The 12,973-nt window shown below is 40.2% G+C and carries 10 protein-coding genes; 6 read left to right on the forward strand and 4 right to left on the reverse strand.

Annotation, left to right across the window (positions count from 1 at the left end):
- The first annotated feature begins 39 nt into the window (after positions 1-39).
- From DI077_RS09015 to DI077_RS09040, 6 genes are read left to right on the forward strand one after another with little or no spacing between them, the layout of a single operon-like run.
- Positions 40-3,006 (forward strand): LPS-assembly protein LptD, encoded by a 2,967-nt coding sequence (locus DI077_RS09015; RefSeq protein WP_242935139.1) that lies wholly within the window; start codon positions 40-42, stop codon positions 3,004-3,006.
- Positions 3,006-4,412, forward strand: coding sequence for an undecaprenyl-phosphate glucose phosphotransferase (locus DI077_RS09020; RefSeq protein WP_109019816.1), 1,407 nt, complete (start codon positions 3,006-3,008; stop codon positions 4,410-4,412). Before DI077_RS09015 ends, DI077_RS09020 begins: the two co-directional genes overlap by 1 nt.
- 12 nt (positions 4,413-4,424) lie before the next feature.
- Complete coding sequence (gatC, locus tag DI077_RS09025; RefSeq protein WP_109019817.1) at positions 4,425-4,709, forward strand: Asp-tRNA(Asn)/Glu-tRNA(Gln) amidotransferase subunit GatC; 285 nt, start codon at positions 4,425-4,427, stop codon at positions 4,707-4,709.
- Positions 4,706-6,178: an Asp-tRNA(Asn)/Glu-tRNA(Gln) amidotransferase subunit GatA gene (gene gatA, locus DI077_RS09030; RefSeq protein WP_109019818.1), complete on the forward strand. Its 1,473-nt coding sequence runs from the start codon at positions 4,706-4,708 to the stop codon at positions 6,176-6,178. The genes gatC and gatA overlap by 4 nt, the downstream gene beginning before the upstream one ends.
- A gap of 1 nt (position 6,179) precedes the next feature.
- Entirely contained in the window at positions 6,180-6,947 is a 768-nt protein-coding gene (hisF, locus tag DI077_RS09035) for an imidazole glycerol phosphate synthase subunit HisF (protein ID WP_109019819.1), read from the forward strand.
- Positions 6,944-8,680, forward strand: a complete 1,737-nt coding sequence (locus DI077_RS09040) for a sodium:solute symporter family protein (protein ID WP_109019820.1) — start codon at positions 6,944-6,946, stop codon at positions 8,678-8,680. The genes hisF and DI077_RS09040 overlap by 4 nt, the downstream gene beginning before the upstream one ends.
- Before the next feature lie 18 nt (positions 8,681-8,698).
- Here DI077_RS09040 and DI077_RS09045 read toward each other — a convergent pair whose 3' ends face one another.
- Genes DI077_RS09045 through DI077_RS09060 form a run of 4 tightly spaced genes read right to left on the reverse strand, consistent with a single transcriptional unit; the run spans position 8,699 to position 12,973 of the window.
- Positions 8,699-9,784: an esterase/lipase family protein gene (locus tag DI077_RS09045; protein ID WP_109019821.1), complete on the reverse strand. Its 1,086-nt coding sequence runs from the start codon at positions 9,782-9,784 to the stop codon at positions 8,699-8,701.
- 11 nt (positions 9,785-9,795) lie between these two features.
- Positions 9,796-10,563 carry a 23S rRNA (guanosine(2251)-2'-O)-methyltransferase RlmB gene (gene rlmB / locus DI077_RS09050; RefSeq protein ID WP_109019822.1) on the reverse strand — a complete coding sequence of 256 codons (768 nt, stop codon included), beginning with the start codon at positions 10,561-10,563 and terminating at the stop codon, positions 9,796-9,798.
- The gene (gene cysS, locus DI077_RS09055) at positions 10,545-11,999 is read right to left on the reverse strand and encodes a cysteine--tRNA ligase (RefSeq protein WP_109019823.1); all 1,455 of its coding nucleotides are present in this window, start codon (positions 11,997-11,999) and stop codon (positions 10,545-10,547) included. Before cysS ends, rlmB begins: the two co-directional genes overlap by 19 nt.
- Positions 12,000-12,004: 5 nt before the next feature.
- Positions 12,005-12,973 (reverse strand): acetylxylan esterase, encoded by a 969-nt coding sequence (locus tag DI077_RS09060; protein ID WP_109019824.1) that lies wholly within the window; start codon positions 12,971-12,973, stop codon positions 12,005-12,007.

Raw genomic sequence — 12,973 nt, forward strand, 5'->3', positions numbered from 1 at the left:
TGAAATCGTCGTTCTATACTTCCAAAGCATTCTTTCCTCGTGCGCCAATACCTACTTATTTTCTTTTTGATCTTGGGATTTATTCACTCACCTCAATTGCATTCGCAAGATACGGAGGGATTAAAGCTATTATTTCCCGATTTTGCAGGTCCCAAAAACAATCCTCAGGAAGAAGAAAGAAAGGCAACCGCCCAATCCATTCAACGGAATTTGGTTCAAAAATCAGTCGATACAATGACGGACAGAGAAGTGGATGACACTCTCCGCAATCTCGGCTTAAACAACCAAGGAACCATTTATATAAAAAGAGAACGTTTGCGGGAAGCTTTGGTTCCTCCGCTCGCACCCGAAATCACACAGGAAAGTATTTTAGGTGCGCAAAAGAAAAAAGAATCTCCTATCCAAATTCAAAATGCTGCAGAAGGACAACTTCTCAATATCGATAAAACCCAAGGCGGGGTACTTGTTCTGCGGGGAAAGGTAAAGCTCAAGATTCGGGATGGGGAATTGGAAGCAGACTCCGTATCCATCGACTCTTCCCGGCAGGAAATTTATGCGGAAGGCGGAGTAGAATACAGAGATGGTCAGGCAAAAGTAAACGGAGAAAGATTTTTATACGACATCAAATTGAACCAAGGTGTTGTTTATAATTCGAAACTTAGCGTTTACCCTTCGTTTTTCATCGGACAAAAGCTCAAACGATTGGATGAGAAACGTTATCTTTTGGAAATGGGATACTTTACCGCTTGTAATGCGGAGCTTCCTCACGAATCCTTTCAGGCAAAAAAAATCATGATCCATGACGACAAATCCGTTGTGGCATATATGGTCACTTACAAGGTCGGGGGAACACCGATGTTCTTTCTTCCCTTTTTGTACAATTCGCAATCAGGAAACGGATGGATGGTACAAACGGGTAAAAACAATACTCAAGGCTGGTTTATGCAGAACAGCTACCAGTGGTCCGATCCTTATCCTAATTCCATATTCCTGGCAAACGGTTATAAATTCCGCTTCGATCTTTATGAAAAAACGGGGCAAGCCGTCAATCTTGAACTCTGGAAAGTATCACCTAACTTAAACTATAACATCAACGTAGGTTACGCCAATTATAAAAAGAACACAATTACAAGCGTGTATGAAGACAGATTCAAAAACTTAGGAATCGGAAATGCCGCAGTTACAAACACTGTGGATCGAGGAGAACAATTTCCAAACTTGGGACTGCCTTATCGGAATACTGGGGTGGATTACGATCCTTGGTGGAAGGGGGAATTCAGAATCAATGCAAAATCAAATGACTTCAATAAAGACGTAACTAAAAACTTACAACTGGTCTACGAAAACTATAGCAATTACAGATACAATTATGAATTCGGAAACCGATATGAACCTTCCAATTCGATTCAATCTCTTTTTACGCAAAGGGATGTAAGATATGGAAATATACGAAACCTGCTCAACTGGAGTTTGAATTATACTGAAAACCGGGGTGATTTGAGCGTTCATATGGGTCTTAGCAGGACTATGCTCTACCAACTGCAGGCTAACAAGTATTTTGCTGCTCAAGACGGTCTCCCCAGCGTTACCATTCGAAATTCAACCCAAGTGGGAACGACTCCGTATTGGAACAGTCCTATTTATTGGGACTTGACTTTTCAAACCAATATCAATCGCCTTTACGGAGCGCCGACTCAATCGAAAATTCCTTATACAAATACCACAGACATCAACGGACAATACAAAGACTACGTCCTTAGAACCCAAACGATGGTACTTGGGGAAACGGGATTCAGATCTCCCATCGCTTTAGGGACTTACGCATCGTTTACACCTTCCATCTACGCGGGAGCACAGAAACAAACCGTTGAATTTCCGGGAAGCGGAACAGATTCCAATAGTCCCGATATACAAACGAATAAAGCATATGCAAATATATTAAAGCAGCAATCCTATCAATATGTTCGCCAGGCACATACTGCAAGATTCGGTATTCCTGAAATCTTTTTCAGTACAACTTACAGAAAGCTGGACGCACCGAAAGCGGAATTGAAAGACCCTGTTCTGGGAACGGTCCGTCAACACGAAGCGGAATTCGCTTTGGAAAGTTATGCTCTCAGCGATTGGGATGTATCTCTTAGAACGATCCGCGATTTAAGAAACATTTCCGCGGAATACAATCCCGGAATCGCAAACACACAAAGATGGTATTATACGGTTATGAGAATCGGAGGATTCATCGACTTTGTTGACGGATTCAAAACAAGAAGGCCGAGTTTATTGGAACGCAAAAGAAATTTCTATTCGGGGATATTTATCAATAACGATTATGTTCATCATACTCCTCAAAACCGTCCTCTTTCCAATAACTTAACACTGTCTTATAAAATGGGGGGATTTTCCTGGCCTATCATTCGTGCCTTTCGGAGTCTGGAAGTGGGTTCCACCTGGTATCATGTGTATAAAGACAATTATTTGGACAGTTATCGTTTTTTCTTTCGTACGGACACAAAACTCACCAGATATGCGGGTATAGAGTTGGAACTTGATTCTCGTGTAACAGAACCATGGCGACTGACAGCACTTGCACAAGGCCAGTTTTACGCACTTTCCACAACTCCGGAACTTTATACTTCTCAAACAGGAACTAATTACGACCAAACGACGATTTGGGAAGATACGGCTGCCGGAACAGGACTGCAAGGCCAAGACAAAAGACAAAAGGCAGTTTTCAATATAAACAGATTTATGATGACCTTCAAATTGGATCTTCATAACTGGGAATACAGACTTGGTTACAGTATGAATTTGCGCGCATTACCCGGAGGTCTCAGCGGAAACAACCAGTTGACGTTTTACGATCAATCGGTTTATTTTTCAGTCAACCTGACGAACTTCAGTTTCGGAGAATCCGCACCTTCCACTGCGACAAGGATAAGATTGTATAGATTCAGAAAACGACCGTTGGATGGTACAACGGCCGGAGTTTCCTCGGAGTCGCAATAATGCTGAAAGAAAGAAGCCAATCCTTCAAACTCTTGTTTTTATTTACCGATCTGTTCATTGCAGGATTCAGTTTCGGGATTTCATTTTTTATCCGCTATTATCTTTTGGATGATTCCGAATTCCAAAGGCAAGTGATCGATGAAACCAGCTATTTGATTCTAGCGATCGTACTTGCTATCACTCAAGTCATTGCATTCTTATCCATCGATTTGTATCATCCGAGAAGAGGACTATCCTTCACCGATGAATTTTTCGGAATCGTTTCAGGAGTAGGACTGAATTTAGTCTTGGTATTGGCTCTATTGTTCTTTATCCGCGGAGAAAGTTTTTCAAGACTTGTGATCACCTATTTTGCGCTAGGTGCGATTATCAGTATCAGTCTTGCTCATTTGGTACTGCGCGGGATATTAAGAGTACTCAGAAAAAAAGGGTATAATTTACGTTCCGTGATTGTGATAGGGACGGGAAAATCCGCTAAAAATTTCGCCGATTCGATTCAAAAACATTCCATTTACGGATATGTAGTCAAAGGACTTTTTACCGGAAAAGTTTCTTTGAACATAGGTGAATCCAAATATCAAATCCTGGGAAATGTAAAAAAACTCGAAGACTATGTAAAATCAAATGAAGTGGATTTGATCGTTTATGCATTTTCCCATGAAGAAGGGGATTATCTGAAAGAAGTCATCGATACTTCCGATTATTACGGGATCGACTTGAAAGTAATTCCGAGTTACGAAGAAATCATCACCGCAAAAGGTAGAACGGAAATCATCGATGGGATTCCTATTATCTCCATACGAAACATTCCTCTTCGATTGGGATACAATCGCGTGATCAAAAGAAGTTTCGATATCGCGTTCTCTCTGTTATTTATCATACTTTTCAGTCCTTTTTATCTAATCATCAGTATTTTGGTAAAACTAAGCAGCCCCGGACCCGTCTTTTACAAACAAGAACGTATCGGATTGGACAATCGGATATTCGGAATGATGAAATTCAGATCCATGATCGTTCAAAAAAAATCGGATTCGGATACTCTCTGGACTACAAAAGACGATCCTAGGGTTACCCGAATCGGAGCCATTTTACGAAAACTATCGTTAGATGAAACACCTCAATTTTTCAACGTATTATTCGGAGATATGTCCGTAGTTGGCCCCAGACCGGAACGACCATTTTATGTTGAAAAATTTCAAACGGAACATCACCAATATATGAGAAGGCATGCCGCGAAAGCTGGGATTACCGGTTGGGCGCAAGTCCAAGGTTTGCGCGGAGACACCTCCATTGAAAAACGGATTGAAGCAGATATTTATTATATAGAAAACTGGAGTTTGATATTCGATATTAAAATTATCATACTCACTCCATGGAAAGCGGTTGTTGATAGAAATGCATACTAAAGGAAAAAGATTATGGATGAAAAACAGTTAAGGGCAATTGCGGGACTTTCAAAACTCAATATCAACGACAACGAGATTGAAGGAATGTTAGGTGATTTTTCCAGAATCGTAAAATATGTGGATGAAATAAAAAACCTGGATACATCATCCGTCGGTGACGATGAAATCTACGGTCAAACGATGCAAGTTTTAAGAAAGGACATAGCGGAAAATGCTCTTCGTCGGGAAGATCTGGCGAAAATCGCCCCTTCGTATGAAAACGGTTATGTTGTTGTTCCTCAGGTGATCGAAACATGAAAGAACTATTCAAATTATCCTATTCAAAAATCAAAGAAGGCCTCGGAAAAGGAGACTTTTCCTCAGTTGACTTGGTGAATTCCTATTACGATCGGATCGATGAAACTCAATCAAAAATCAAAGCATTTTTGGAAACAAACCGGGAAAAAGCAACTAACCAGGCAAAGGTGAGTGACGAAAGAAGAAAATCGGGAAAAACAGTTTCAGAATTCGACGGAATTCCTATCGCAATCAAAGACAATATCTGTGTATCGGGAGAGATCACTTCCTGTTCTTCAAAGATATTGGAAAACTTCAGATCCCCTTATGATGCAACGGTAATTTCGAGATTAAAAGACAAAGGTTTTATATTTTTACCCAGAACCAATATGGATGAATTTGCCATGGGTTCTTCTACGGAAAACAGTGCATTTCAAACCACCACCAATCCTTTCGATACAACGAGAATTCCCGGAGGATCTAGCGGTGGTTCGGCGGCGGCGGTTTCTGCAGGAATGGTTCCCATTGCCTTAGGTTCGGATACAGGCGGATCGATCCGCCAACCAGCATCCCTTTGCGGAATCTGGGGGCTGAAACCTACCTATGGACGCATTTCAAGATACGGTCTCGTTGCTTATGCTTCCAGCCTGGATCAAATCGGTCCTTTTTCGAATGACATCCAAGGAGTTGTGGATTTGTTTTCGGTTTTGAACGGAAGGGACGAAAGAGACCAAACAACCGTTATCGGAAAACAGTTTTCAAGTGCCAATGTAAAACAAAAATCCTGGAAAGGAGTGAAAGTCGGTGTAATGTCTACAAAGAATGCATCCGATTGGTCTCCCAGCGTTCTCAAAAAATACGAAGATATGAAGAAGAATCTGGAAAAAGAAGGAGCAATCCTGAAGGAATTGGATTTTTCCGTATTCAGTTACTCGATTCCCATCTATTATCTGATAGCAACTGCGGAATGTTCCTCCAACTTATCCAGGTTTGACGGAATCAGATACGGCCTCCGAGTGGAAGGAAGTAGTGGTAAATTGGAGGATTTGTATGTGGAATCCAGATCCAAAGGATTCGGAGATGAAGTAAAAAGGAGAATTCTGCTCGGAACATTTTCTTTGAGTTCGGGTTATTACGATGCTTATTACGGGAAAGCCCAAAAAGCAAGAGTGATGATTCGAAAACAATACGACTCGTTCTTTAAGGAAGTGGATGTAATTCTGCAACCGACTTCTCCCACAACCGCTTTTAAAATCGGAGAAAAAACAAAAGACCCGATTCAGATGTATCTTGCCGACGTTCTCACAACAAGCGTTAACCTGGCAGGAGTTCCTGCAATCAGTTGCCCGGCGGGAGTTGATGAAAACGGACTTCCCATCGGGATGCAATTGACCACTTCCCATTTTGAAGAAGAATCACTTCTTTCCTTTGCAAGTTCCTTAGCTCAATTGCCTGATACGACAATCACTCTACCTTCTCAAATTCAATAAGATGGACGAGCTAACCAAACGAGTAATTCCCTGTTTAGACATCAAAGCGGGGAGGGTCGTCAAAGGTGTCAATTTTGTAAACCTAGTGGATGCTGGCGATCCTGTATCTTGCGCAATCGCCTACGAAGCAAACCAGGCAGACGAACTTTGTTTTTTGGATATAACTGCATCGAGCGACAAAAGAGATATTTTATTAAATCTTGTGGAAGAAGTCGCAAGTAAAATTTTCATTCCTTTCACAGTCGGCGGAGGAATACGCACGTTAGATGATGTTAGATCGGTATTGAATAAGGGCGCCGATAAAGTTTCCATCAATACGGCGGCATTCCAAAGGCCGGCTTTGTTAACGGAATCCAGTCAAATTTACGGATCTCAATGCATCGTATGTGCCATCGATTCGAAATTCAACCAGGAAAGGAAACGTTTTGAAGTATATCTGAACGGAGGACGTACTGAAACCGGAAGAGATGCTTTGGAATGGGGAATGGAAGCCGCCGAACTAGGAGCAGGTGAAATACTTCTGACATCCATGGATAAAGACGGAACGAAAGACGGATTTGATATAAATTTACTCAAACAGTTCACTTCCAACCTGAGTATTCCCGTAATCGCATCCGGTGGAGCTGGAAATCCGGAACATATGTCCGAAGCGATCCTTCGCGGTGGAGCGGATGCGGTTTTGGCCGCGTCAATCTTTCATTTCGGAGAGTATTCAATCAAAGAGACAAAACAAACTATGAGAGAGATGGGTATTAAAGTTCGTCTATGATTCAGTTTTCTACCTTTGATCTGATTCTTTTTGTTTCTCCCTTCCTGATCATTCTAGGAATATTAGTATATTCTTCAAAACTAAGTAAGCCCAATTTAAAAAACTATTTCCAAGCGGAAGGCAAAATGTCCTGGTTTGTTGCAGGCACTGCGATGGTTGCAACAACCTTTGCCGCGGATACTCCTCTTGCAGTCACTGAAATCGTTCGTAACAACGGTATTTCGGGAAACTGGATTTGGTGGTATATGGCAATCGGAGGATTCGTTACAGTATTCTTTTTTTCCAAATTATGGAAACGATCCGGCGCCACAACGGATCTGGAGCTGATACAAATCCGATATTCCGGTAAAGAAGCCCTGTATTTAAGAGGATTCAAATCGGTATTCATCGGGTTATTTCTGAATTTGGTAATCCTCGGTTGGGTCAATCTGGCAATGTTAAAGATATTGCAGGTATTTTTTCCGGAGTATTCCAGCGGACTTTTACTCGCATTACTTTTGTTTATTGGAATTATTTATACTTCGATTGCGGGTCTTCGTGGAATTTCATATATAGATGTGTTTCAGTTTTTTCTAGCTTGGGGAGGTTGTTTGATTTATGCCTGGCAAGTCCTGGATCTACCTTCTGTCGGAGGTTTATCCGGATTAAAAGACAAATTGCCACCTTCCACATTTCATTTTTTTCCTTCCTTTACCACTGATTCCGGTTTACCGTTCGATCATTTTCTAATCATGCTAACTGTTATTTGGTGGTCAAGCTGGTATCCAGGAGCGGAACCGGGAGGAGGGGGATACATTGCACAGAGGATTTTATCAACGAGCGATGAAAAGTCAGCTTTCAAAAGTTCTTTATGGTTTGTGTTCGCCCATTATTTTTTAAGACCTTGGCCTTGGATATTAGTGGCGATCGCCTCTCTGATTCTTTTTCCTGTTTTAAGTCCCGAAGAAAGCGGAAAAGGTTTTTTACTCATCTTAAATGAAATCTCATTTCCCGGAATGAAAGGTTTGTTACTAAGCGCGTTTCTCGCTGCCTATTTATCCACACTCGCCACCCATCTCAATTGGGGTGCTTCCTACTTGGTGGTGGATCTTTGGAAGCCGATTCTCCAAAAATCCAAACAGGACAGTTATTACCTGAAAGTATCCTACCTGATCCAAATTCTGACAGGCGTCTTATCTTTGTTACTTGCACTTTACGGAATGGATACGATCAAAGGTGCTTGGGTGTTTTTACTGGAAGCATCTTCCGGGATCGGATTTGTGCTGATTGCCAGATGGTATTACTGGAGGATTTCAGCGTTTACGGAAATCTTAGCCCTCTTCGTATCTCCATTCTTTTATATAGTTTTTTCGATAGTCTTGAAAGTTCCTTTTCCTTACTCCATTTTATGCACTTCCGTTTCCAGCGTGATTGTACTTTTAATCAGTACGAGATTACTTCCCGGGACTTCACCTACGGTTTTATTGGAATTTTACAATAAAACTAAACCACCGATCCTATTCTGGAAAGGCCTAGCGAAAGAATTATCAAACGGTATTCCATTAAAAGAATATTCGAATCATTTGATTTATTCACTTCTGGGAGTCATTTCCGGAATTTTACTCATCTTCAGCGGACTTTACAGCATTCAATCTCTATTTTGGAATCGGGAAAGTTTGGTGATTTCTTTGATCATATTTTTATCCAGTTTACCTCTTATGGGAATTTCCATACAAAAAGCGATAAAGGACTAACTTGTACTAATTGATGTCTTAAGGCAAAGCCAATAATTCATCGACACTAATAATGACTGCTTGAAACAAAGTCAAACTTTTCAAATCGTCCACATCCGTAGTTTGAAATGCCATCATCGAATGATCGTAACCCGTAAACTTCGACTGTTTGCGGGTTAGGTTGCCCAAAACAGCGCTATTTCCCGGAACAATTCCGTCATTTACGGAAAAGCCTGCGTTCGTAGAACTTAGAATCTGACAACCGGTAGCATAATAGAAAGTTTCATTTCCAGTGCATCCGTTCAATTCCCCATAATAAGAAATAAATCTGGAGTTATCCGTTAGGTTGGTATTGATATAATCCAAAGTATCGTTTTCAGCACCGGTGATTGTGATCTGCCCCGTTCCTTTATTCGTATGACGAAGATCCCTTCCTCCTAAAGTACCGGTAAGATAGGTAACCATATTTTTCAATAACGGATCATCTGAAAAATTAGGCGTGGCGAAAGGAGATCCGTACTGAGGAGATGCCAAAGTTACGACTCCATCAATCAACCCCGCCTCATAATCGGAAGACAACATGGCACTTCTGGTAACGATCCCGCCCATGGAATGAGCAATCACGATGACTTTATCGTCTTTTTTGAATGTACTTTTTAGAACAGAGGCAAAATTCCGACCGTTGAACAAAACCCCGCTGGAAGTACGGTAAGTATACAAAAACAATTCATACTTATCTTTAGCGGAACTGATATTTTCCTGATAATGAATGATTCCATTCCGAAATGTGTTTTGGATGTTTTCAATTTTTTTAGAATCACCGGGAACAGGATCCGAGTCTCTTTCCGCAGGATTCCATCCGTGAATAAAAATAATTTTAGGACGACCGTTGTTTTTCTCTGAAAAATTAGAATCTATGAATTGTTCATTTTTTAGATTTCTGGATGTAGCGGGAAGGAATTGAAAAAGTTTATGATTCGGATTGGAAATCAACCCGAAGGCAGCTAACAAAAAGTAACGATTTGAATTTTTATCCGTTTCGAATTCTTTTTTATAAAAATCGTAGATACACTGATTCAAAAAACATAAACTAAAAACAAGAAATATAAAACGTTTTAGATACATGTATGAAACTCTTATCCATTTACAACTCTATCTAAAGTAATACCACAAGCTACTACAACATTCAAGGAAGATACTGACCCGTGAAGCCCGATTCTTGCAATATAATCGGAATTTTCCAAAAGTATTTTTTTAACACCTTCCCCTTCATTTCCCAGTATGATCGCCAAATTTTCGGGTTCAGGCAAGGTTTCCCAAATTTCCTCCGAACCTTCCTCGTCGGTGGCCATGATCCAATATTCATTTTTCTTTAAATACTCTAAGCTCTGTGCTAAATTCGAAACTCTGAATATATTCAAATGATGAATGGCACCTGCGGAAGATTTTTCCACTACGGGAGTAATGGGACTTGTATCCCGATCGGACATTAGAATGTGTTTTACTCCGAAACACTCTGCAGTTCTGAGAATATTTCCCAAATTCCCAGGATCTTGGATTCTGTCCAAAATCAAAATAGGGCCTTCACCGGATTCCACCGCAGATTTAAATTGTTCCCAGCTTTGAGACTGAAATGATTTTTGTTTGGTTCGAATGATCACATATCCCTGATGATTTTTATCACTGGCAATACGATCCAATTCACGGCCACTTACGGATGTTATCTTAATATTGGGAGGAACAAAGGTTTGAATCTTTCTTTTTTCTTCAAGGTTAAAGGAATCTTTGATCAGAATTTCTTTGATCGTTTTTACACCTTTTTCAGGAACCATTTTTTCCAACGATTCCAGGAACTCATAAAAATTCCTTTTTCCAAAGAGTATGTCTACTGGACTTTTTTCCACTGAGTGATTCCTTCTTTTGTATCTAATAGCTGAATTCCGCGTGAGCTAAGTATATTACGGATTTCATCCGCTCTTGCAAAATTTTTATTCTTTTTCGCCATTGCTCTTTCTTCCACAAGACCGTTGATTTCATTTTCTTCTTCAAGAGAGAAAACGGGAGATTCTTTCTTAAAGTCCAAAACACCTAACAAAGAGTCCACAAATAGAAAATAATAAACCAGTTCCAAATGATCATTTCCGACCCAAAGGTTCTTGTCATAGGATTGATTGATTTCTTTGATAAACTCAAATAAAGAACCCAAAGATTTAGGAAGGTTCAAATCATCACAAAACCCACTTTCAAAGTCGGTCAACGCAGACAGGATCTGATTATTTTTGATTTTTGCTTTGATGCTTTGAATATTTACTCTTTCCGGATTTTCATAAACATAATCCAAAGATTCGAGAATTCGAAATAATGTAGTTTGAATTCGTTCCAGAGCTTGTTTCGCTTCTTCCAATTTTGCCAAAGAAAAATTAAGTTTGGATCTATAATGCGAAGAAATCAGCAAATAACGGATTTGTTTTTTATCGTAACCTTTTTCCAAAATGTCCCGCAAGGTAAAAAAGTTGCCCTTACTTTTGGACATTTTTTCACCTTCAACTAACAAGTGTTCACAATGAAGCCATGTTGTTACGAATTCTTCTTCTGGATAAGCGCCTTGCGACTGTGCATGTTCGTTTTCATGATGGGGGAAAAGTAAATCGATCCCTCCGGTATGAATGTCCACTCCCGATCCATAGACTTTTCGAATCATTGCGGAACATTCCAAATGCCAGCCGGGTCTGCCTTTTCCCAAATCCGTTTCCCAGGATTTTTCTCCTTCGGATTTTTGATTTTTCCAAAGTACGAAATCACGAACATCGTCTTTTTCGTATTCATCGGCATCGTTTCGAACACCTGATTTCATTCCGGCTACGTCGATTTTTGAAAGTTCACCATACCCTTTGAACTTCTGAATCGAGTAATAAAGACTTCCGTCTTTTTCATAAACAAGTCCGTTTTTTTGCAGGCGATGAACCAAATCGACCATATCTTCAATGGATTCGGTAGCTTTCGGATAGTGTTCCAATTTCAGAATATTCAAAGATTCTAAATCTTCAAAAAATGCCTTTGTCCAGGGCGCGGTGATTTCCTCTACGGAAAGTTTTTTCTCGATAGACGCATTGATGATCTTATCATCGATATCGGTTATATTCATGGATTGATCCAAAACATAACCTTCCGAAAGAAGGGCACGCCTGAGAACATCCACAAACAGAAAGGATCTGATATTTCCTATATGGGCAAAATTATAAACGGTAGGGCCACAGGAATAAATCTTCACCCGATTCGGATCTTTAGGAAGGAACGGCTCTTTTTTCCCTGATTTGGAATTATAAAACTGAAATGACATAGATTCTAAAGTTGAAAAATTTCTTTTACAAATTCTATATTTACTAACGGCTGTTTTTCTTTTCCCGCTTCATTGCCTTCCGTAGGATAGATCTGCATTCTCTTATCGCAATTCATATGATTGAACAATGCAAAGATCGCCTTAGGGTGGGAAAGATTGTCTTCCATTCCGCAGGTGAATAGGGCCGGTATTTTGATCTTTTTGGCGAAATAAACGGCATCGAAGTAGGCCAGTTCTTTTTTATAATCTATCTTTTTTGTTGCCCGTTTTTCCAGACTGGGAGCCATTTCCCTGACCCAAGGATTTGCTTTCAAAGAAAGTTGGTCTTTATCAATATAACAAAAAGAAGGTGTTTCTAAAATCAAACCTTTGATCCGATCGGTAAATGCGGCACCAAATACGGATAATGCGGAACCTAGCGATTTTCCATGAAGAATGATCTGGTCTCCGTCGATTCCGTCACTCAAACGTAGGAATTCGATGGTTCGAATCACATCCAAGTAAAGTTTTCTCATATAAAAATCTTCTTTTGCATCAAGACCCGTTGCAAAATAATTGGGAGACCAATTCGGCAGTTTGTTTCCTGTATTCGGATCAATCGGAGCCTGGATCATTTCTTCTCCATGCCCGCGCAAGCTGATATGAAGTTGCGCCACTCCTAGATCGGAATAACCTTTTTGAATTTCTTCTTCAGGAGCGAGATAGTCATGAAAAAAAACAACAACCGGCCGATCTCCTCTTTTTCTGGGAATGGCAAGTTTTCCATGGATCGTATAGTTTCCGATTCCCTGGAAACTAACATCGTTTAGAGATTCCCAGATAAAACTACCTTTCAAAACGGTTTTATAAGTCGCTTTGATCGGGACTTTTTTTAATTCTTGAAAACCTTCTTTCCAAAAGGATTCCAAATCACTGGGAGGATCCAATTTGGGAAAAGTCTGAAAACATTCATCGAAACTAATTGGTTGTGGCAT

The sequence above is a fragment of the Leptospira kobayashii genome, from assembly GCF_003114835.2.
In the GTDB taxonomy this organism is placed as follows: domain Bacteria; phylum Spirochaetota; class Leptospiria; order Leptospirales; family Leptospiraceae; genus Leptospira_A; species Leptospira_A kobayashii.

Excerpts from the sequence above, each read along its gene's own strand:
- DI077_RS09020 (WP_109019816.1), top strand. The coding sequence starts at position 3,006 with ATGCTGAAAGAAAGAAGCCAATCCTTCAAACTCTTGTTTTTATTTACC.
- gatC (WP_109019817.1), top strand. The coding sequence starts at position 4,425 with ATGGATGAAAAACAGTTAAGGGCAATTGCGGGACTTTCAAAACTCAAT.
- gatA (WP_109019818.1), top strand. The coding sequence starts at position 4,706 with ATGAAAGAACTATTCAAATTATCCTATTCAAAAATCAAAGAAGGCCTC.
- hisF (WP_109019819.1), top strand. The coding sequence starts at position 6,180 with ATGGACGAGCTAACCAAACGAGTAATTCCCTGTTTAGACATCAAAGCG.
- DI077_RS09040 (WP_109019820.1), top strand. The coding sequence starts at position 6,944 with ATGATTCAGTTTTCTACCTTTGATCTGATTCTTTTTGTTTCTCCCTTC.
- DI077_RS09045 (WP_109019821.1), bottom strand. The coding sequence starts at position 9,784 with ATGTATCTAAAACGTTTTATATTTCTTGTTTTTAGTTTATGTTTTTTG.
- cysS (WP_109019823.1), bottom strand. The coding sequence starts at position 11,999 with ATGTCATTTCAGTTTTATAATTCCAAATCAGGGAAAAAAGAGCCGTTC.
- DI077_RS09060 (WP_109019824.1), bottom strand. The coding sequence starts at position 12,973 with ATGCCACAACCAATTAGTTTCGATGAATGTTTTCAGACTTTTCCCAAA.